Annotated in this window: 19 protein-coding genes; 11 read left to right on the forward strand and 8 right to left on the reverse strand. The window is 59.1% G+C overall.

All coding sequences use genetic code 11. The features are described from left to right. Window positions 1–104 precede the first annotated feature (104 nt). From DHB74_RS01565 to DHB74_RS01580, 4 genes are all read left to right on the forward strand, one after another. Entirely contained in the window at window positions 105–1364 is a 1260-nt protein-coding gene (locus tag DHB74_RS01565) for a 6-phosphofructokinase (protein ID WP_499160636.1), read from the forward strand. 179 nt (window positions 1365–1543) lie between these two features. Next, complete coding sequence (gene ppa / locus DHB74_RS01570) at window positions 1544–2071, forward strand: inorganic diphosphatase (RefSeq protein ID WP_036988749.1); 528 nt, start codon at window positions 1544–1546, stop codon at window positions 2069–2071. A gap of 185 nt (window positions 2072–2256) precedes the next feature. Further along, the gene (locus DHB74_RS01575) at window positions 2257–3606 is read left to right on the forward strand and encodes an MFS transporter (RefSeq protein ID WP_036988748.1); all 1350 of its coding nucleotides are present in this window, start codon (window positions 2257–2259) and stop codon (window positions 3604–3606) included. Window positions 3607–3616: 10 nt separating this feature from the next. Further along, window positions 3617–4297: a spermidine synthase gene (locus DHB74_RS01580; protein ID WP_499160637.1), complete on the forward strand. Its 681-nt coding sequence runs from the start codon at window positions 3617–3619 to the stop codon at window positions 4295–4297. A gap of 8 nt (window positions 4298–4305) precedes the next feature. Here the strand turns inward: DHB74_RS01580 and DHB74_RS01585 are convergent, their stop codons facing one another. Continuing rightward, window positions 4306–4842, reverse strand: coding sequence for a peroxiredoxin (locus DHB74_RS01585; RefSeq protein WP_499160638.1), 537 nt, complete (start codon window positions 4840–4842; stop codon window positions 4306–4308). A gap of 139 nt (window positions 4843–4981) precedes the next feature. Between DHB74_RS01585 and DHB74_RS01590 the strand changes: the two genes are divergently transcribed. Next, on the forward strand, window positions 4982–5698 hold the full coding sequence (locus DHB74_RS01590; RefSeq protein WP_036988744.1) for a tellurite resistance TerB family protein: 717 nt from the start codon (window positions 4982–4984) through the stop codon (window positions 5696–5698). A 71-nt stretch (window positions 5699–5769) separates the two neighbouring features. Here DHB74_RS01590 and DHB74_RS01595 read toward each other — a convergent pair whose 3' ends face one another. The 4 genes from DHB74_RS01595 to DHB74_RS01610 all read right to left on the reverse strand — a co-directional run bounded on the left by DHB74_RS01595 (window position 5770) and on the right by DHB74_RS01610 (window position 11551). Beyond that, a complete protein-coding gene (locus DHB74_RS01595) occupies window positions 5770–7800 on the reverse strand; it encodes a carboxylesterase/lipase family protein (RefSeq protein WP_499160639.1) in 2031 nt (676 codons plus the stop codon). Between the two features lie 27 nt (window positions 7801–7827). Then, window positions 7828–9828 (reverse strand): carboxylesterase/lipase family protein, encoded by a 2001-nt coding sequence (locus tag DHB74_RS01600; protein WP_499160640.1) that lies wholly within the window; start codon window positions 9826–9828, stop codon window positions 7828–7830. A 269-nt stretch (window positions 9829–10097) separates the two neighbouring features. Then, on the reverse strand, window positions 10098–10871 hold the full coding sequence (locus DHB74_RS01605) for an enoyl-CoA hydratase (protein ID WP_136869634.1): 774 nt from the start codon (window positions 10869–10871) through the stop codon (window positions 10098–10100). 146 nt (window positions 10872–11017) lie between these two features. Further along, window positions 11018–11551, reverse strand: a complete 534-nt coding sequence (locus DHB74_RS01610) for a gluconokinase (protein ID WP_074778052.1) — start codon at window positions 11549–11551, stop codon at window positions 11018–11020. A gap of 152 nt (window positions 11552–11703) precedes the next feature. On the opposite strand from DHB74_RS01610, the gene DHB74_RS01615 reads away from it, so the two are divergent. Both DHB74_RS01615 and DHB74_RS01620 read left to right on the forward strand, forming a co-directional pair. Then, entirely contained in the window at window positions 11704–13035 is a 1332-nt protein-coding gene (locus DHB74_RS01615; RefSeq protein ID WP_136869633.1) for a ferredoxin reductase family protein, read from the forward strand. 524 nt (window positions 13036–13559) lie between these two features. After that, window positions 13560–15575 carry a carboxylesterase/lipase family protein gene (locus DHB74_RS01620; protein WP_169304608.1) on the forward strand — a complete coding sequence of 672 codons (2016 nt, stop codon included), beginning with the start codon at window positions 13560–13562 and terminating at the stop codon, window positions 15573–15575. A 63-nt stretch (window positions 15576–15638) separates the two neighbouring features. Here DHB74_RS01620 and DHB74_RS01625 read toward each other — a convergent pair whose 3' ends face one another. Both DHB74_RS01625 and DHB74_RS01630 read right to left on the reverse strand, forming a co-directional pair. Next, a complete protein-coding gene (locus tag DHB74_RS01625) occupies window positions 15639–16940 on the reverse strand; it encodes an SLC13 family permease (protein ID WP_074778046.1) in 1302 nt (433 codons plus the stop codon). A gap of 24 nt (window positions 16941–16964) precedes the next feature. After that, on the reverse strand, window positions 16965–17786 hold the full coding sequence (locus DHB74_RS01630) for an amidohydrolase family protein (RefSeq protein ID WP_074778044.1): 822 nt from the start codon (window positions 17784–17786) through the stop codon (window positions 16965–16967). A gap of 141 nt (window positions 17787–17927) precedes the next feature. Between DHB74_RS01630 and DHB74_RS01635 the strand changes: the two genes are divergently transcribed. The 4 genes from DHB74_RS01635 to DHB74_RS01650 all read left to right on the forward strand — a co-directional run bounded on the left by DHB74_RS01635 (window position 17928) and on the right by DHB74_RS01650 (window position 21168). Then, entirely contained in the window at window positions 17928–18674 is a 747-nt protein-coding gene (locus DHB74_RS01635) for a GntR family transcriptional regulator (protein WP_499160641.1), read from the forward strand. Window positions 18675–18694: 20 nt separating this feature from the next. Continuing rightward, window positions 18695–19882 (forward strand): YbfB/YjiJ family MFS transporter, encoded by a 1188-nt coding sequence (locus DHB74_RS01640; RefSeq protein ID WP_074778042.1) that lies wholly within the window; start codon window positions 18695–18697, stop codon window positions 19880–19882. A gap of 1 nt (window position 19883) precedes the next feature. Next, the gene (locus DHB74_RS01645) at window positions 19884–20480 is read left to right on the forward strand and encodes a glutathione S-transferase N-terminal domain-containing protein (RefSeq protein ID WP_136869631.1); all 597 of its coding nucleotides are present in this window, start codon (window positions 19884–19886) and stop codon (window positions 20478–20480) included. Window positions 20481–20619: 139 nt separating this feature from the next. Further along, window positions 20620–21168 (forward strand): NADPH-dependent FMN reductase, encoded by a 549-nt coding sequence (locus tag DHB74_RS01650; protein ID WP_136869630.1) that lies wholly within the window; start codon window positions 20620–20622, stop codon window positions 21166–21168. Here DHB74_RS01650 and DHB74_RS01655 read toward each other — a convergent pair whose 3' ends face one another. Then, window positions 21169–21507, reverse strand: coding sequence for a 4a-hydroxytetrahydrobiopterin dehydratase (locus DHB74_RS01655; RefSeq protein ID WP_036988729.1), 339 nt, complete (start codon window positions 21505–21507; stop codon window positions 21169–21171). Window positions 21508–21610: the final 103 nt, after the last annotated feature.

Below are 21610 nucleotides of genomic sequence, written 5' to 3' on the forward strand. Positions count from 1 at the left end.
TTATGCGCGCCATTCTTCACCCGACTATTGTTCTGCCGTCAGTGCAACCGTTCCGCTGGTCCGGTTGTCGTATCTGACATCAGCCCACACATCATGGAGTCAGCATGACCGTCAAGAATGCCTTTTATGCTCAATCAGGCGGTGTCACCGCAGTCATCAACGCCTCGGCCGCCGGGGTGATTGAAACTGCGCGTCAGCACCCGGACCGTATCGGCAAAGTCTATGCGGGTCGCAATGGCATTATTGGCGCTCTCACCGAGGACCTGATCGACACCAGCCTCGAATCTGCCGAGAACATTGCTGCGCTGCGCCATACCCCTTCCGGTGCCTTCGGCTCCTGCCGCTACAAGCTCAAGAGCCTCGAAGCCAACCGCGCCGAATACGAGCGCCTGATCGAAGTGTTCAAGGCCCACGATATCGGTTACTTCTTCTATAACGGTGGTGGTGATTCCGCCGATACCTGCCTGAAGGTATCGCAGCTGGCCGAAACCATGGGTTATCCGATCCAGGCCATTCATGTGCCGAAGACCGTGGACAACGACCTGCCGATCACCGATTGCTGCCCCGGCTTTGGCTCGGTCGCCAAGTACGTCGCCACATCCATCCGCGAAGCCGGCTACGATGTCGCCTCCATGTCCGCCACCTCCACCAAGGTCTTCATTCTTGAAGTCATGGGCCGCCATGCGGGCTGGATCACCGCCGCCTGCGGCCTGGCCAGCGAAGCCGAAGGCGAGGCGCCGCACATCCTGCTGTTCCCCGAGATCGAGTTCGATGAGGCGGCCTTCCTGGCCCGCGTCGATGAGTGCGTGAAGACCCACGGCTATTGCGTGATCGGTGTTTCCGAAGGCATCAAGAACGAAGCCGGCAAGTTCCTCTCCGAATCCGGCCTGACCGACGCCTTCGGTCACGCCCAATTGGGCGGCGTAGCGCCGACCATCGCCAACCTGGTACGCGACAAGCTTGGCTACAAGTACCACTGGGCCGTGGCTGACTACCTGCAGCGCGCCGCCCGCCACATCGCCTCCAAGGTCGATGTGGACCAGGCCTACGCCCTCGGTCAGGCTGCGGTACGCGTCGCCCTGGAAGGCAAGAACGCCATCATGCCGGCGATCCGTCGCCTGGAAGACGCACCGTACAGCTGGGACATCATCGAAGCGCCGCTCAAGGATGTGGCCAACGTCGAGAAGTTCATGCCGCGCGATTTCATTACCGATGACGGCTTCCACATCACTGATGCCTGCCGTCAGTATCTGTCGCCGCTGATCCAGGGCGAGGATATCCCGCCGTTCAAGAACGGCCTGCCTGACTATGTACGGCTGCAGAACCTGCCGGTCGAACGCAAGCTGGCACCGTTCAAAGTCTGAACCGGCTCAGCCCCGCCGCGCTTTTCAGCGCGTCGGGGCGAACCCGACTCAGCGTGCGCCATAGGTTTCACTTGGTAAAGATGACGCGAACGCCTATAATCTCCGCCCATATTTTTCCTGGTGTCGCCGGCAATGGCGGACACCGTTCCCATTTCAACATGCCCCGCATCAGGTAACCCATGAGCTACGACCAGATCCCAGCCGGCAAAGACATCCCCAACGATATCTACGTCGCCATCGAAATTCCGGCCAACCATGCGCCCATCAAGTACGAGATCGACAAGGACAGCAACGCCCTGTTCGTCGACCGTTTCATGGCGACCCCGATGTTCTACCCGGCCAACTACGGTTTCATTCCGAACACCCTGGCTGACGACGGCGACCCGCTGGACGTGCTGGTAGTCACCCCACACCCGGTTGCTCCAGGCTCGGTCATCCGCTGCCGCCCGGTGGGTGTACTGCACATGACTGACGATGGCGGCGGCGATGCCAAGCTGGTTGCCGTACCCCATGACAAGCTGAGCGTTCTGTACAAGGACGTGAAGGAATACACCGACCTGCCCGAACTGCTGATCCAGCAGATCCAGCATTTCTTCGAGAACTACAAGGATCTGGAAGCCGGCAAGTGGGTCAAGATCGACCGCTGGGGCAACGCTGACGAAGCCCGTGCGGAAATTGTAAAGGCAGTAGACGCTTACCAAAAATAAGCGTTTTGCCGAATAGGAGCCCGGCCACAAGCCGGGCTTTTTTATGTATGCAATTCAAGACTAAAGAATGAGCCCCTGTCGCGGTCAACGCTACCGCAGACGCCGCGGATAGGCGAAGATAGCTTCCCTGTTTTTGGTCCGTACCGCACAGGTAGCGGTTTATCTCCCACAAGAATCAATTGCCCATGTCCAATACCAGCGCCACCCAGACACCCGCCAACTCCCGCTCCCGCGTCATGCTCGCCAGCCTGGTCGGCACCACCATCGAGTTCTACGATTTCTACGTCTATGCCACGGCAGCGGTGCTGGTGTTCCCGCACCTGTTTTTCCCGCCGGGAAACGAGACTACCGCGCTGCTGGCCTCCTTCGCCATCTTCGGCGCGGCGATGATCGCCCGCCCGCTGGGCGCCGTGTTCTTCGGTCATCTGGGCGACAAGGTCGGGCGCAAGACGACGCTGATCTATGCCTTGCTGACCATGGGTATTGCCACCTTCCTGATTGGCCTGCTGCCCACCTACCATGCCATCGGCTGGTTCGCACCGCTGATGCTGGTTATCCTCCGGCTGGCGCAGGGGTTTGCCATTGGCGGTGAGTGGTCAGGCGCTGCCTTGGTGGCCACCGAAAATGCACCGGCTGGCAAGCGCGCCCTGTTCGGCACCTTCCCGCAGCTGGGCGCGCCGCTGGGTTTCATCATCGCCAATGGTTTGTTCCTGATCGTTGCAGCCGCCCTGCCCTCGGATAACCCATCGCGGCCCTCCGAGGCCTTTCTGGACTGGGGCTGGCGCATTCCCTTTCTGTTTTCCGCGGTGATGGTCATCATCGGCCTGTGGATCCGGTTGAACCTGGTGGAAAGCACCACTTTCTCCAAGGCCGTTTCCGCCGGCAAGGTGGTCAAGCTGCCGCTGGGCGAGGTAGTGCGCAAGAACTGGCGCGAGCTGATCCTTGGCACTTTCTACATGCTCGCCACCTATGTGCTCTTCTATTTGATGACCACCTTCTCGCTGAGCTACGGTCGCGCGCCGATCGAACCTGGCCCAGGTCAGTTGTCGGGACTGGGGTACAGCTATAACAATTTCGTGTTGATGTTGATCATCGGCGTGGTGTTCTTTGGCATATTCACGCTGTTGTCTGGCCCCTGGGCGGACAAGCTGGGCCGGCGCAAGACGCTGATCCTGGTCACGCTGGGCATCATCATCTTCAGCCTGCTGTGGGTGCCGCTGCTCAATATGGGCTTTGTCGGAGTGATGGCCTGGCTGATCCTCGGCTTCAGTCTCATGGGCATGACCTTTGGCCCCATGGGCGCCCTGCTGCCGGAGTTGTTCCCGACCAACGTGCGCTATACCGGCTCGGGGATTTCCTACAACGTCTCGTCCATCCTCGGCGCCGCTGTCGCCCCGTTCATTGCCGTCTGGCTGTGGGGAATGGGTGATGGCAGCCCCTTCCTGGTGGGAATCTATCTGGCTTCCATGGCGGTCATTACGCTGCTGGCATTGATTGTCGGCAAGGAAACCAAGAACATCGATATCGACCGCTAGAGAGCCAACCATGAAACGCTTCGTCCTGCTGGATACTGCCCCCATCCCCAATAACGGTGGCGCCCTGTGCCTGTTTGAATACGGCGAGGATTTCGTTATCAAGCTGGAAGGCGGCAAGGGCGGACAGTTGATGAATACCCGCATGCACGGTTCAGAAGATGCGCTGGCCGCGATTCCCTGCAAGAGGATCGCGGCGCGGGCAAGCGCCCGAGTATTGATTGGGGGTTTGGGCATGGGCTTTACCCTGGCCTCGGCACTGCAGCACCTCGGGGCAGATGCTGAGGTTCAGGTAGCGGAGCTGGTTCCCGGCGTGATTGAGTGGAACCGGGGACCGCTCGGCGCCAAGGCCGGAAATCCCTTGCAGGACCCGCGCGCCCGGGTTCTCAATGAAGACGTGGCGAAAATTCTCCAGGCCGAACCCAGGGGTTTTGATGCCATCATGCTGGATGTGGACAACGGCCCGGAGGGCCTGACCCACAGCGCCAATAACTGGCTGTATTCACTCGACGACCTGAGCGCCTGCGCTCGCGCTTTACGACCGCGCGGCATGCTGACGGTTTGGTCCGCCAGTGCCGATCGCCAGTTCTCCAACCGCCTCGCAAAAGCGGGTTTCAAGGCCGAGGAAGTACAGGTATTCGCCCATGGCAACCGCGGCGCACGCCATACCATCTGGGTCTGCGAGCTGAAATAAGACTCGCGTTATTGCTCGGACCGGCTCGGTTCAACCCCTAGTTCACCCAAGGTCGCAGCCATATCTTCAGCGGAGGTGGCCGGCTCCACATCGGTATCGATCTTCAGCACCTGGCCGTCCTTGCCGATGTAGACGGTATGACGCCTGGCGAACCCCAGCGGGTGCAGCACGCCATAGGCCTTTGCCACCGACTTGTCCTCGTCACTGAGCAGCGGAAAATCCGCACCCGTTTCGGCGGCAAAGCCCTTATTCTTGCTCAGAGGATCGACGCTGGCCATGAAATAGGCAACGTTGTATTCGCGGATCAGGTGGCCATTCTCCGCCAGAGATTTACACTCGATGGTGCAGCCGGAGGTATAGGCTCGGGGGAACCAGGCCAGCACCACCGCCTGCTTGCCGCGGTAGTCCGCCAATCGATGCGTCTCGCCATCCGAGCCAGGCAATTCGAAGTCCGGCGCCGGATCACCCACTTCCAATGCCTGGGCCGATACGGCCAATAAGGCCAACCCCACCCCCGGCAACCACCGTTTGAAATAATTGAACATGGATTTTTTGCTCCTGATCGATTCTGAAGAGGTATAGGCTTGGGGAACCGTGGCGCACCAGCGTGTACCAACATTAGCTGCAGAATAATGGAAACACCACAACGAGCCACCCCTTGCTCAAGTCACCACAGAGGTCATCATGAACACACGCAGTCTGCTTGATCAATTGCTCAACGCCGGAAAGGACCTGCTGCAGAACCAGAATGGCGGTCAGTCCAGCCAACCCAGCCAGCCCGCTGCGGCCGGCAATAATTCACCGCTGGGCGGCTTGCTCGGCAGCATCGGCGGTGGCGCGCTGGGTGGCGGCGCGGTCAGCCTGCTGTTGGGCAGCAAGAAGGCGCGCAAGATGAGTGGCAAGGTGATCACCTACGGCGGTCTGGCAGCGTTGGGCGTGGTGGCCTACAAGGCCTATAGCAACTGGCAGACGAAGCAGAACCAGCCGGGCGCTCCCGTGCTCGAAACGCCGCCGCGAACCGTGGATCGTGTGCCCCCTCTGGAGGTGGAACAACACAGCCAGGCTATCCTGCGCGCCGTCATCGGCGCCGCCAAGGCCGATGGCCATATCGATGATCGCGAGCGGGAACTGATCGACGGTGAAGTAGCCAAGCTCACCAACGATCCTCAGCTCAAGCAATGGTTCGATCAGGAACTGCGCAAGCCATTGGACCCGTCCGATATTGCGCAGTCAGCGCGCACCCCGGAAATCGCAGCCGAGATGTACCTGGCCAGCATCATCATGGTGGATGAGGAAAGCTATATGGAACGCGCCTACCTGGATGAGCTGGCCCGCCAGCTGAAACTGGAGCCCGGCTTGAAAAGCGAGCTGGAAACCCAGGCATTGGCCGCACTGCGCTGAGGTCGGCGCAGGATTAGCACAAAGGGCAGCCGAAGCTGCCCTTTGTCTATCACCTAACGATCACCTCAGACTCAATCAACCGACTCGGCCAGGCCAGTTTCCACTGTCGCCTCGGTGCCAGGTCCGATTTCAACGAAGGTGTCGGCGGACTCCGTATACACCGGCCAGTCCAGACTTTCAGTACTGGGATTGCCGGTCTTGGCGAAGTTGGTCCACATGGTCATCATCAGCTCCTCGATGGTCACATCGTCGGCGCCGTACTCCATCGATGCGTATACGTCCTCCGCGTCGCCCTGGCTGCCGGTGACACCATTGCCATTCAGATCACCGATTGTCGGCCGCGTCCCTTCCGCCGTCGTTACCAGCCCGAGCTGAAAGTTCTGCACCATCCCCGCCGGGTGACTGAACAGGTAGGGCAGCTCACAGCCGTGGCAGCTTCTGAGGCCCATATCCCGCCAGCCATCCGGAACGCGGCTGAACTTGTACACATACTGGTCCGACTCGTACTCTGCCGAACGCTGCGACAGCCAGACCGGCAGCGCAGCACGCAGGTCAGGGTAATCGCCGTTGGTCACGCCGGCCATCAGCGGAACATCACTTGGCATGCCCTCCAGCACGTTCTCGTAGTAGGTCTTGGTTTGATAATAGAAATCCGCATTGGGCCGATAGGTCTGACGCGGGATGCCGTTTTCCTTATCCGCCTGGGCAAAAGCCGTCCAGGGTAATGCACGCGCTTCTTCCAACGTGCTCACCCCGGTCCGGGCAAATAACGCCGCACCAATGGCCTCGGACTCAGCAAGCGAGTGCTCCGGCCCGTTTACCGTGTCCAGCGGCGAGGCGCCACTCTGGACGATAGCCTTGTGAAACAGGCCGGTAGCCAGCGGTGAGTTCATCAGCGAATAGGTCTTCCCGCCCCCACCCGACTGGCCAAAGAGAGTGACATTGCCCGGATCACCACCGAAGGCGGCGATATTATCCTTCACCCACTGCAGCGCCATCACCAGATCCATCTGGCCATAGTTGCCCGAGCCACCGTACTCGCTTTCGGCAGTCAGCAGCGGATGAGCGATATAACCGAACGGGCCCAGACGGTGGTTGACCGTCACCAGCACCACACCCTTGTTGGTGAGACCATCCGGGTTGTTGTACTGGCTGGAGTTCGCCGACAGGATGGCAAAGGAGCCACCATGGAACCAGACCATCACCGGCAGATCAGCAGCATCCTTGGGCGCGGTGATGTTGAGGTACAGCGAATCTTCGCTCATGCCGCCCTTGTTGATCGATTCCAGCGCCATATCCTGAGCCGACTGGTCAGCCCAGGACACCGCTTCCCGTACCCCGGTCCAGGGTTCGGCAGCAACCGGTGGTCGCCAGCGCAGCTCACCCAGCGGCGGCTTGGCGTAGGGAATACCGAGGAACTGCCAGGTGTCCTCGTTGGCGGCAAAGCCGCGTAGCTCGCCGCCGGTGGTGGTCACCACGATCCGTTCGCCGGTTGCCCGGGTGAAATGCTCCAGCGCATCGGTGGCCGTCACCACGGACCGCGCGCGCGGGTCAGTGTCAGAGAAGGCACCCGCCTCCTCCAGGGTCTCCAGCAACAGCGCCAGACTCGCCCGAAAATCAGCGGTGGTCTGGTCAAATTCCAGGACGCCGGCGTTCAGCGATATCTCCTCGCGAATGCTATCGGTAATCTGGATACCATTGTTGAGATCGCCGTCGGCATCGATGCTCTGTAACAGAATCAACTTGTTGAGCACCCGTTGATCATCGGCGGAGGTGGCGCCAGCCGTGATGCTCAGAGGTGTAAGGGTCTCTGCGCCCACTGCAGAGCCCAGCGCCAGATCGCCAATGGCGAAACTAATGGTTTCATTGAGCCGATAGTTGAACTGTCCATCATCATCGGTCCGGTTGGCGGGCGTGGTGTTGCCTCCGTAGTCCAGCCCGGCGACGGAGCTGTCGATAAAGATACCTGTCCTGACTACGGGCTTGTCATCGGAACTGGAGGAATCATCGAAGCAGCCTGCCAGGGGAAGCAATAGGCAGGCGAGTGATACCGAAGTGGCGAGCCGCTGCCCGCCCCTTCGATTGCTTTTGCGCTGAATCATAATCAAACCTCTTGTTATTGTTGTGGTTTATTCGGCAAATACGTCTGCAATCCTCAGCTTCACTTCGGCCTGATCGCTCAGTTCGACATAGCGCTGTGTCTGCCCGTCATACAGCGGGTAATCAAGCTCACCCGGAATGCTCGGGTCACCGGTCTTGGCGAAGTTGGTCCAGATGGTGAGCATGCGTTCGATCACTTCATCATCGGTTGCATCGAAGCCGGCGGAGGCGTAGATATCCGCCGCGTCGCCCTGCGAGCCGGTGACGCCGTTGCCGTTAAGATCACCGATCACCAACGACTCGCCGGTTGCCGGGTCGATAACCAGGCCAAGCTGGTAGTGGGTGATCACGCTTTCCCGCATGTTGAACATGTAGGCCAGTTCGGCGCCGTGGTAAGCCTCGACGCCCTGCTCCCGCCAGCCCCGGGGCTGATGGCTGAACAGCGTGGCGAACACCGGCGAAGTGTTGAGCGGCGCCATCCAGGGAAACACATCGATCACGGTATTGATCGGGTCGATGGTGTCGTTGGTATTGATGACGAACATGAACGGCACATCGTTCTGCACACCGCTTTCAAAGCTGACTCGTTCGGTATGGGGCAGATAGTGATTGTCCACGTTGGTATAGGGCACCAGCGTAGCTGCCGCGGAGACGACCTCCAGCCAGCTCTTGCTGCGCATTTCCTCCAACGAGGCAGCACCCAGCCGGGTCTGCAACTCGCTGCCAATGGCTTCTGCCGCCGCCAGGCTACGGGTATCAGGGTACAGGGTGCCGCTCTGGCTGATCGCCCGGTGGAACAGCCCGGCCGCCTCAGGTGAGGCCATCAGGGACAATACCTTACGGCCACCGCCGGACTCACCGAAAATGGTGACGTTGTTCGGATCGCCGCCGAACGCCTCGATGTTATCCTGCACCCATTCCAGCGCAGCAATCAGATCCATCTGCCCATAGTTGCCCGATCCGTTGTAGCCGCTTTCCGCACTCAACTGCGGGTGAGCGATATAGCCGAAGGGTCCCAGCCGCTGGTTCACCGCTACCTGCACCACGCCCTTGCTGGCTACCGCCTCGGGGTTATTGAACGGTTTGGTATTGCCGGTCAAAGAGGTGAACCCGCCGCCATGGAACCAGACCATGACCGGCAATTCGCTGGCATCCTTGGGCGCGGTGACATTGAGGTAAAGGGAGTCTTCGCTCATGCCGCCTTCCCCGAACCGCTCCAGCCCTGGGTTCTGCGCGGCCTGATCCGACCAGGCGACAGCCTCACGAATGCCCTCCCAGGATTCAACCGGCTGCGGCGCGCGCCACCGCAAGTCGCCCAGCGGCGGCTTGGCATAGGGAATACCGAGAAACTGCCAGGTATTGGCATCCGCTTCGAAGCCGCGCAGCTGGCCGCTGGTGGTGTCGACCACATGACGCTCGGCGGTCGAACGAGCGAAGTGCTCCAGCGCCTCATCGACCGCAACCACAGTGCGCGGCCGCGGGTCCGTGTCGGAAAACGCCCCGGCCTCCTCCAGCCGTGCCAGCAAAGGCTCGAGGCTGGTTCGGAAGTCACTGGCCGGTTGGTCAAATTCGATGGTAGCAGCCTCCAGTGATACTTCCCCACGGATCGCATCGCTGATCTGGATGCCATTGTTGAGGTTGCCATCGGCGTCAAGCGTCTGCAGCAGTATCAGCTTGTTCACCACACTCTGATCTGTCGGTGCGCTCGCCCCTTCGGTGATGCTCAGCGGTGTCAGCATCTCTGCCCCGACCGCTGAACCCAGCGCCAGGTCACCGATGGCGAAACTGATGGTCTCGCCCTGGAGGTAAGTGAATTGTCCCTGGGCGTCGGTGATGCTGGCGGCGGTGCGCTCGCCATGGTAGTCCAACCCCGCGACGGCGCTGTCAACAAAGACACCGGTCAGGGATCTGGGCTCGTCGTCAGAGCCAGATGAGCCATTGAAACAGCCGCTGAGCGGCAGCAATAGCGCAGTGAAAGAAACAGTAAGGAATACAGAACGAGGGCGAACGCCCCGGTTATTGAGGTACATCAGCAGATCTCCGCTTTATTTTTGTAATTGAGTCCCTTTTTGCGATGTTGTCGGACCGGCGTGGGGCAGGCCCGAAATATGCCTCCCCACATCCGTATGCTGTCGAGGCGCATCTCAGCAAGACACCGATCAAACCAGTGAAGTGTCTCTGAATGCACAAACGACTATAGTGAGCGGATTATGAAACGCTAATCTTAAATGGATTATTCACCAAGCAAATCCAGATATAAAACCAGTCATGATAACGAGGAGATAATTTCTCCCTCGGCTCAGTTCTTGCCGATGCTGGTGAAATCCGGCTTGCGCTTCTCGGCGAAAGCCCGGAATGCTTCCTTGGCTTCCGCACTACGCAACTGGGCAGAGAATATGCCGCTCTCCTGTTCCATTTGCGCCAATACGGCATCAGTGTTGCGCATCAGTCCCTTGGCCAGGGCTACCGCACCGGCGGGCTTTTCGGCGATGAGGGTGGCGATGCGCTGAACTTCCGAGCGCAATGTGTCGCGGCTGACAACTTTGTTGGCGATGCCCCAGGCATGAGCGTCCTGAGCCGACACCGGCTCGCCGAGCGCGAACATTTCAAATGCACGGACGTGGCCGATGCGCAGCGGCATCAGCAGGCTCGAACCAGCCTCGGGAACCAGCGCCAGATTGATGAAAGGTGCGATTAACTGAGCATCCTCGGCCAGCAATACGTAATCACAGTGCAGCAGCATGGTGGTGCCAACCCCGACCGCCTTGCCCTGCACTGCCGCCATCACCGGTTTGCCGGCCTTGACCAGGTTATTCAGGAAACGCTCGACGTGACGCACCGCTGGGCCATCACCCGTCGATTGCTTGGTGAAGTCGCCCAGATCATTGCCGGCAGAGAATATCTCGCCATCGGCCTGGAAAACGACCACGCGGATACCCGCCTCGGCTTCGGCGCGCTCCAGCGCATCAGCCAACGCCCCGTACATGGCATTGGTCAAGGCGTTCTTCTTGTCCGGACGCGAGATGGTGATGGTGAGTATGCCGCCACTCAGTTCGGTGGTTACTTCGCTCATCGGTTGCTCCTGATAGGCATGTTGCAATTTTTATCGAGAGCCCGAGAGTAGCCGCGCCGCGTTGGCAAGGCCATATAAAGCCAGGCGAATCAACAGCCTTGTGTGGGCAGCATCGGTTTGGTGAATGGATAGCGTCAACCGGCACATTATCTATTTGCGTCCCACCAAGCCACTGCTTGGCAACTGATCTCGGCGACCGGCAAGGTGGCATCCACGGTCAATACGCCTGGCTCGCCAGTTGGGCTTTGCAGGGTATCGAACTGACTATCAACCAGATCCCTGGACATGAAGTGGCCCTGGCGCCGGGCTACCCGGCGCTCCACCTCTTCCCGGTCGATATCCAGGAACACAAAGCCCAGCCCGGGTACGGCTGCTCGCAACTGCTCACGATAAGACCGCTTCAAGGCAGAGCAACTGAGCACCGGCCGCTGCCCCGCCGCCACCGCTTCGGCTAGCAACTCGCCGAGCTCAATGAGCCAAGCTTCCCGATCGGCGTCATCCAGCGCAATACCCGCGCGCATCTTGGCAATGCTGGCGGCGCTGTGGAACTGGTCGCCTTCGATGTGCACCCCATCAGCATGCTGAGCGATCGCCTCGGCGATGGTGCTTTTACCGCAGGCAGTCACGCCCATGACGACAATGGCGCTGATAATACTCTGCTGTTCACTCAGCCGATTCATGGGCAACCTCCCGTGAAAAGTTGAGGTCTGGCTCAATATACGGCCAAAAAACATCAAGCTGATTGATATCGATCATGAGCTGACCTCAGCAAACCGCGTTTAATACTCCTCAGAGTTCTGTTATTCAAGCTCACTCCGGGAGGGGTTATACGGTGCGTCACTTGAAATGGGTATTCTGGTCGAGCCTGGGGTTGATTGCCCTGCTCTGGCTGATCGCCGAGCCAGGTCTGTCCAACACGCGCGGGTTTTTCACCTGGCGTAGTCTGCTGGTACAACTGACCGGTGTGCTGGCCATAGGTTGCATGAGTCTTGGCATGCTGCTGGCACTGAGGCCGAAATGGCTGGAACGGTGGCTAAACGGACTCGACAAGATGTACCGGCTGCATAAATGGCTCGGCATGGGCGCATTGGTTCTTTCCGTTCTCCACTGGTTGGCTGCCAAAGGGCCAAAATGGGCAGTGGGTTGGGGCTGGCTGGTAAAACCGCAAAAAGGCCCCAAGGCTGTGCAGCAACCACTGGAAGCTTTTTTTTACAACCAACGCGGCCTCGCCGAAAGCCTGGGCGAATGGGCTTTCTATGTTGCGGTTATCTTCATCGTCCTGGCGCTGATCAAGCGCGTCCCCTACCGACTGTTTTCCCAGGTCCACCGGCTGTTGGCCATCATTTATCTGGTGTTGGCAATGCATAGCCTGGCACTGCTCAAGTTCAGCTATTGGGAATCTCCCATTGGCTGGCTGACTGGTCTGCTGCTGGTCGTTGGCAGCTGGGCTGCGGTGATCTCGCTGTTACGTCGGGTAGGTGCCCAGCGCCGGGTACCGGGCAGCATTACCGGGCTGCATTACTATGGCGGGGTCAAATCACTGGAAATACAGACCAGGGTCTCGGGTTGGCCGGGGCATCAACCCGGCCAGTTCGCCTTTGCCAGCTCGAATGCAAAGGAAGGTTTTCATCCGTACACCATTGCCTCCAGCTGGGACCCCAACGAGCCGGATATCACCTTTGTGGTCAAGGAGCTGGGTGACCATACCCGTACCTTGCATGAACGGCTGACTGTCGCCCAGCCGATCATCCTGGAAGGCCCCTACGGCTGTTTTACCTTCGACGACCCGCGCCCGCGGCAAATCTGGATCGGCGGCGGGATTGGTGTTACCCCCTTTGTCGCCCGCTTGAAACATCTGGCTGCGCATCCGGCGGCAAATCAGCCGGTGGATTTTTTCCATAGCACCGCCGAAGTGGATGAACAGGCACTCGCCCGCCTGACCGAGGACGTCAGCAGTACCGACGTGCGACTGCACCTGTTGATCGATGCCCGTGATGGCTATCTGACTGCCGAGCGCATCCGCGCCGCAGTTCCTGAATGGCGTAACGCAAGTATCTGGTTCTGTGGCCCGGCGAAATTTGGCGAAGCGCTGCGCCGGGATTTCGCCGCTTCGGGTTTCCCGGTCCACCAGCACTTTCATCAGGAACTGTTTGAAATGCGCTGACCTAAGCCAAGCTCCCCGGCCGGCGTCATCCAACGCACCGTGTTTTTGCCGCAGGCCGTCACCCCTGACCACCAATGCAGTCCTCTGCTGTATGAGGCTGCTCTCCTCCTACCGTCGTGAATGAGCGGCACTGTCAGTCTAGCCAAGACAACTAATGACCAATCATTCTGTTAGTGAATGCTTGGTCACTATAAAGACGGAAAATCAAAAGTAGGCCTGATTCAATTTTGCCAGGCATAAATAGCCTTAGGCGCTCTGCATCAGTAGAGACATATCTTGATAATGACTTAAAATCACATAGCGATCCCGCCTGATTCCATCCCGCCACCATCTGCACTTCTGTGCTCCAAGCCTAACCAATTTGGGTTACGTCTCACTATTCGCTTCTATACTGCCCGGCGTTCCCGATCGGAACGCAACGTTCTTTCGTTAGGCCATGGATGTGGCCCGCAACGGATATTCTCGGTGCGGAGCAAAGCATCTGTCCCGAAAGGCTTAAAACAACAATAATTGGAGTTCAATTCATGTATCGCATGACCAGACCAGGCAATCGCTCGATTGTATTGGCCACCTCCTTGGTACCCTTGCTGCTGGCCGGCTGTTTCGGTGGCTCTTCTTCCTCCTCGAAACCCACGGTGCTTACCGGCACTTTCATTGACAGCGCCGTGTCGGGGCTCGATTACCAGGGCACCGACACCGCCGCGAGCGCCACGGACGACCAGGGTCAGTTTCAGTATCGACAAGGGGAAACCATTACCTTCTCTATCGGCGCGCTGGAATTGGGAGCCGCCGAGGGAGCAGAGATACTGACGCCGCTGAGCATCACCGCAGGCGCCAGCTCGGCGCAGGATCAGCGGGTGAACAACAAGCTGATCCTGCTGCAGACTCTTGATGCCGATGGGGATTTGAATAACGGCATCCAGCTCACCGACACCATCAGTACTGAGGTGTCCTTACATGCTCCCGACATTGATTTCGACCAGCCAACGACTGATTTTCGCACCAGCCTCCAGCCGTTGATTACAGCATTGGAAGACGCCGGAGCGTTCTCCGATACCGACCCCCGTCCTCGTGTCATCGCCTCCGCTACGGATGCGATCGAACACTTCCAGCGCGCGACCAACCCGCGGATAACAATCAATACCACCGGGGGAGAGCTGCGCGGCTTCGAAGCGACCGAGGATACCTGGCAGTTTCTGGGTATTCCCTATGCCGCTCCCCCGCTCGGAGAGCTGCGCTGGCGTGAACCGGAGCCGCCCGAACCTTGGTCAGGCGTTCGCGACGCCATCGCCTGGGCGGACCAGTCAGCGCAGGACATGGCACTGGAAGGCATCAACGAAGGGGGCATGAGCGAGGATTCCCTCTATCTCAACGTCACCGCACCCAAGGACGCCGATGGCCTGCCGGTGATGGTCTGGTTCCATGGCGGGTCCTTCACCATTCTTTCGGCCAACTCTCGGCAGTACAACAACCCCGACAGCTTGACCAATGAAGGGGTGGTGCTGGTGACGGTCAACCACCGCCTGGGGCCCTTCGGCTATATTGCCCATCCCCAGCTGAGCGCTGAAAGCCAGTACGGTGGCTCCGGCAACTACGGTCAGATGGATCTGGTCATGGCGCTGAAATGGGTGCGGGACAATATTGCCGAGTTTGGCGGTGATCCTGGCAATGTCACCCTGTTCGGCCAGTCCGGCGGTGGCGGAAAAGCCTACTCGTTGATGAACTCTCCCCAGGCCACCGGCCTGTTTCACAAGGCCATTGTACAAAGCGCCTTTGCGCCCATGGATGAAACCGGCTCGCCCTCCGAATCGCTGCGTTCGGCAGAGGAGCTTGGGGTAGCCATGTTCGAGCGGATCGGTGCCAGCAACCTCGAAGAGGCCCGGGCGCTGCCGTGGACCGCCATCGTCCAGGCAGAAGCGGACAACAGCATCCCACGTCAGACTTATCGGCCGAACGCGGATCATTATTACCAGCCCGAGACCTATTACCAGAATGCTCTCAACGGCATGCCAAGCGATGTTCCGCTCATGGCCGGCGTTACATCGGGCGACGGACTGAACCATCGGTCATCGTTCCCCATCTGGCTGGAGCAGCGCTCGGACTACTATCAATCAAACCAGTTCATCTACAAGTTCAGCCGGGTACCCGATGGCTGGGCCGAGATGGGATTGAGAAGCTGCCATGGCTGTGAACTGCCCTACCTGTTCAATCATCCGACGGGCATGGTGCAGAACTTCCAGCTCGGCCTGGTAACCACCCCGGATGGTAGCCGGCCACAAATTGGCGACCTGAACGACAACGGTATCACCGGCAGCCAAGGGGATGCGGCGGATGTTTATGCATCCATGGAATGGGGCTCGAAGGACGCCGCCGTTGCGCAGCAGATGATGCTGATGTGGAGCAATTTCGCCAAGACTGGAAACCCCAGCACCAATGGCCTGGACTGGCCGGTCTACAACCTGTCCAACGATACATTTGTCGAGATCGGCCCGGAGACCGAGACGACCATAGAAACCGGACTGGCAGACGCGGTCAGGTAATATCTCTGTAAAGCGACAAAGAAGGGCAGCTTTCCAGCTGCCCTTCTTTCATTGCATTTCCTATTAGAAGAAGAACGTCAACACGATACTGAATATCAACGCAGCCACAATACCGATGGGCGCAGCCCGGAACAGCAGTTGCGAGAACAGGCCCGAACGTGCCTCTTCATTAGGGCAGGCACCGAGCATCAGGCTGCCACCGGAGGAAAACGGCGAGATGGACGTCGCCTGAGCGCCTGCGACGATGCAGATGAAAATGATCATCGGATCGAGGCCGAGGTTGCCGGCAATGGAGGGTACTATCGGAAACAGCGCGGGCGTCACCACACCCAGCGTGCTGGAGAAAAGCGACATCAGCGCTGCGACGACGCCAAACGCCAGAGGCACCAGACTGGTCGGAATGTTGGTACCGATCCATGAGGCCAGCATGTCGATGGTGCCCGCCTTGATCGCAATGGAAATCAGCATGCCCACACCGCAGATCATGATCAGTGTGCTCCAGGGCACCGACGCCATGGCTTTGCGCTCATCGCCCAGCTTCAGCAACAGTGCAATCACCGAGAAAACACTGGCGATCAGCCCGATATCCATCTTGCTGTTGATGAAAGTGGCAGTGGCGCTGTCCGGGAAGATCAGGTGAGCAATAGGCGCCATCAGCACCAGCGCCATCATCAAAAGGGTCAGCCACAGGGTGGTTTTCTGCTGCTGGTTGAATGCTGTCGGCAGGCTTACTCCGAGACTCGCACCCTGCATGGATTTCCTGTGGCCGGTAAAGAACACCAGCACGGTAATGACCGCCAGCGGAATCAGCATGGTGCTGGCGAAAATACCGAAGCTGTTGATGAAGGCAACTTCTTCGGCGATCCCCGAGTTGACCATCAAGCTGCGGAAAATGATCCCGCTCTGGCTGGATACGAAGTTGGCCCCGCCAAGCGCGCCATAGTTGACCGACATCGCCCCGATAATGAGGCTCATGCGGGTTTTTTCACACAGCATCAGCGTAATCGGCGCCATGAAGGCGAGCACCGTGTAGTAACCGGCGCCCATCGCGGCAATCAGCGCCGATGTGAAGAAAATGGCATAGGGCAGCAGATGTGGCACGTTTCGGCAACGATAGAGCAGGTGCTCCGACAACTTCTCCAATGTGCCGTTGACGATGGCGAAACTGTAGAACAGGCACACGGCGAAGATGATGAAGAACATTTTCAGCGGCCACATACCGATGACTTCGGACGGGCTCAGACCCATTACGAAGCAGCCGATGAGGTAGGCAAACGCGATGGCAAACAGGCCGATATTGATCCTGGTCTTATAGCCCAGGGCGATGGCGGCAATGATGGCAGCAACCACAATGAAACTCGTCATGCTGAAGTACCTTTGCAGTTGTGATCAGGCGAACTTGAACAGCTTGCCGGGATTGTCCACCAGCACCTTGGCGCGGTGCTCAGGATTCGGCAGCAGCGCTTCGATGATGGAATATTGGGAAACGTAGCTGACCTGATCCTCGAACTGGGTATGCGGCCAGTCGCTGCCCCAGAGGAATCGGTCATGACCGGCACAGGCACTGATCAGCACCCGCAGGTTGGCCGCTGCCTGGTCCAGCGTCAGGTTATTGCGATAGGTCGCGGAAAGCTTGATCCAGAGCTGTTCATGGGCCAGCAGGCTGAGGAAGCGGCCGTGACTACTGTGGTCCGGATCAATCATGCCTTTGGGCAGGCCGAAATGATCGATCACCACTGCCACCCCGGATTCGAGAATGCTGGGAAGAATCAGCGCCAGATCCTCCATCCCCCGCTGGATCTCAACCGACCAATGACGACGAGCCAGTTTCAGGAAGAACTCTTGCCAGCGTGGCTGGGCAAAATCTTCCAGCGCCAGACCCACCAGATTCAATCGTACCCCGACCGTACCCGAGGCCTCCAGCCTATCCAGCTCCGCATCGCTGATCTGCGGGTCGACCACTACCACGGCGCGCAGCTGCTCCGGGTAGCGGCGAACCGCCTCGAGCATGAAGCTGTTGTCGGTACCAAGAAAACTTGGCTGGATCAGCACCCCATGGGAAAGACCGCTGCCTAGCAGGTGGGCCAGGTAGTCTTCCACCAGCGCATCATAGGAAGGGCTGTAACGACGACCGGCCGCCATGGGCAGATCATGACGAAAAATATGGGCATGGGTATCAATCCCGGTTACTGCAAGCGGGGAGGACTTCATGGAAATACCTTTATGTTGTTATGGCGCAGGTTCGCCTAGAGATATACTCATATATATGACTAGAGGACAATATTGATGACGCAGCAGGCTGTCAAATCTTTTCACCTGCGACCTTGGTGGTAAGATGGCGCCTTCGCTCACATGGATATGCGCATGCCCGCGAGAATGAGACCTGACGAACGCCTGCCGTTGTATCAACAGCTCAGCGATGAAATGCTGGCTCGGATTGCCGCCGGAGAATGGCTGCCCGGCACACCCATTCCTAGCGAAACGGAGCTGACCAGGCTCCATGGCGTGGCCATCGGCACGGTCAGAAAAGCTGTCGATACATTGGTCAAGCAAGGGATACTGGAACGCAACCACGGGCGCGGAACCTTTGTGCGCAGACCGCAGTTTGCCGAATCGTTCTTCCGGTTCTTCCGTCAGGTCAGCCCCACGGGTAACCAACCGGTGCCCCAGAGCCGTATTCTCACGCGCTCGCTTGAGCTGCCTCCAGAAGCTGTTCGACACTCCCTTGCCCTGGAAAAAAACGAACCCACCGTATACCTGACGCGTGAACGGATCATTCAGGAAGATCGCCTGTTTCGCGAGGAGATCTGGCTGCCGAAGGACCGATTCTCCCCCTTGCTGGACATTGATCCCACCCAGTTTGCCAACATGCTCTACCCCTTTTATGAGGAACGCTGTGGCCAACTGATAGCCTCGGCTCGGGAAACCCTGACCATTGAATCAGCCGACAAGCATATGGCGAAGCTCCTCGGCATTGCCGCCGGTGAGCCGGTCGTGGCAGTTGAACGCATCGCCTTGGGTTATGATGCCACGCCGCTGGAATACCGCCTGTCACGGGGCGCGGCGGAAGGCTTTCGCTATCAGATCGACCTGCGCTGAAGGAGCGCCTGTAACCTCTTATGATTCAGCGCAACGATTTGCCGCCCCTGCTGACTGGCATGATGGCCACCCTGGTCGGCGTCGGGCTCGCCCGTTTTGCCTATACCCCCTTGATTCCGATACTGGTGCTGCAGGGCTGGTTCGATGCCAGTGCCGCGATCTATCTCGGCGCCGCCAATCTGCTGGGCTACCTGCTGGGCGCACTGATGGCCCATCGGCTCTCCGAACGCTTCGGCGCGCGGCAATTGCTTGCCTTCTGCTTTATCAGCATCGCCCTGAGCTTTTTCGCCAGCGCTACGCCCGGTAGTTTCGCCTGGTTCTTTTTCTGGCGGCTGCTCGCCGGTATTACCGGAGCGATTCTGGTGGTAGTCGGCCCTTCGCTGGCCTTGACCCGCGCCCCCATCGCTCGACGCCCGGTTGTCGGCCCGCTGGTATTCTGCGGTATCGGCCTAGGCGCATTGCTGTCGGCGACGCTGTTGCCGCTGCTTATCCAATACGATCTGATGTGGAGCTGGCTGACCCTCGGCGTGTTATCACTACTGGCTGGTTTTATCTGTGACCAGGGGCTGGCGCGGCTGCCGCCGGCCGCGACGATCGCAGCCGCCAACGGAACCGGCGGCGGCGCCCCTGTATTGAGCATCGCCATCATATTGGTGATGCTGGCCTACGCCATGGACGCCGCCGGGTTCATTCCGCATACGGTGTTCTGGGTGGATTATCTGGCCCGCGAGCAGGGCCAGACGAGCAGCGCGGCGGCCGCGCAATGGGCGATGTTTGGCGCCGGCGCGATCATCGGCCCGCTGGCCGCCGGACTGCTGGTCAGCCGCCTTGGCTGGCACCGCAGTCTGGCTACTGGCTACCTGATCAAATGCCTGGCCATTGCCCTGCCGTTGTTTGCCAGCGGGCTGCTCAGCAACTCGGTCTCTTCTTTCCTGGTCGGTGCCATGGTACCCGGTCTCGTGGCCTTGACCTCCGGGCGACTGGCCGAACTCGGTGGCCCTGCCGAGCATAAACGCCTGTGGGGCTATGCCACGGCCGCCTTCGCCGTGCTGCAGGCGGCGTCGGGCTATGCCATGTCCGGCCTGTACGCCCTGCTCGGCAGCTACCAACCACTGTTCGCCCTGGGTAGCGCCCTGCTCGGTCTTGGGCTGCTACTGATCATCTTCAGCGGTCGCTTTCAACCGGCCGCCTCACCACGGAGCCTGTGACATGAAACTCTACCTGAATGCCACTTCCCCCTTTGCCCGCGTGGCCCGCATCATCGCCTTGGAAAAGGGGCTGCAGGATCAGCTGGAGCTATGCTGGAGCGATCCGTGGACGAACGACCCGGCGCTGCTGCAGGCCAATCCGGTGGGTCGCATTCCGGTGCTGGTTACCGAGGACGGTCGTGCCATTGCCGAGTCGCTGCTGATTGCCCAGTACCTGGACAACCTGACGCCGTCGCCACGGCTGCTGCCACCGGCAGAGCTCGCCGCGGTATTGCAGCGCACCGGTCTGGGCTATGGTCTGATGGAAGCAGCCTTCACTACCGTGATCGGCCGCAAGCATGATGCCGAAGCGGATCAGTCAGTCCTCGGCCAGCGCCGCCTGCAGGCCATTGACCGCAGCATCCAGGCTCTTGCTTCGCAGCATCGGGATGATGGTCAGCAGACATTGGACCTCAGCATTATCGTGACGGCCGTAGCCCTGGATTATGTGCTGTTCCGGCTGCCCGAGATTGATTGGCGGTCCCGCTACCCGGAATTGGCCGCCTGGCACCAGCGGATCACCGTGCGGGCGAATTTCACTGAGACGGCCTTCAACTGAGCCATCTTAATATCGATTAATTTGATATGAATAACGCAAAATAAGCGATTTATTCATCGCCGATCATGATCGATAATCGCTACCATCAATAGCCCAATCATTCCCCGCCACGCCTGCGCGTGGCCCTTTGGAGACACCAATGAGCAATATCCATCTGGCAATCGTGGTAGGCAGCAACAACCGTGTATCCATCAACCGTCAATATGCCCAGGCGCTGGCTAAGCTGCTGCCCGCGCACTTTTCCGTGAGCTATCCGCAGATTGACGACCTGCCCATGTACAGCCTGGATCTGGAAGTCGAGCGTCCGGCGAGCGTTAACCGTTTCACCGACGAAATCAATGCTGCCGATGCCGTGCTGATCGTCACGCCCGAACATAACCGCTCGGTTCCTGCAGTGCTGAAAAACGCTCTTGACTGGGGTTCCAAGCCGATGGACAAGAACGTCTGGCGCGACAAGCCGGTCGCCCTCACCGGTACCTCGCCGGGTGCCATGGGTGCCGCACACGCCCAACAGCATCTGCGCCAGATCATGGGCATTCTGGGCTCCGTGGTGCTGGGCGGCGAAGCCTATATCCAGTTCAAACCGGAATTGATCACCAGCGATGGCGAGATCGGCCCTGCCAGCCACGGTTTCCTGCAAGCCTATATTGACCGCTTCGTTTCACTGGCGGAAAAGCTCAAGGGTTGATCAGGAGGCCAGTTGATCAGTTCGCGCCGCCATGATGAAGTCATTGCGGTGCAGCCCACCGATCTTGTGCGTCCACCAGCGTACCGTCACCTTGCCGTATTCCAGCAGCAGTGCCGGGTGATGGTTCTCTGATTCGGCAAGTTCCGCCACCTTGTTGGTGAAGACCAGCGCGGCGGCGAAATCCCGGAAAGAGAATACGCGCTTGAGCTGTTGCTCATTGCCCTCCTCAATGATCTCCCACCCGGGAATCTCGCGCTGCAGCTCCACCTGTTCCTGCTTGCTGACCTTGGGCGCATCTGCGCGACAAGCTTCGCAATGCTGCTGGGTCAATGTACTCATGTTGTTCTGCCTCCCGTGAACTGATCCGATGCTCCACCCACTATAGCGCGCCTGACTGAACAGCAAATAAATTAATGCAAATCGCTATCAGTAAGATTAATAT

Source organism: Pseudomonas sp. G11-1 (genome assembly GCF_024031555.1).
Taxonomy (GTDB): Bacteria; Pseudomonadota; Gammaproteobacteria; order Pseudomonadales; family Pseudomonadaceae; genus Halopseudomonas; species Halopseudomonas bauzanensis.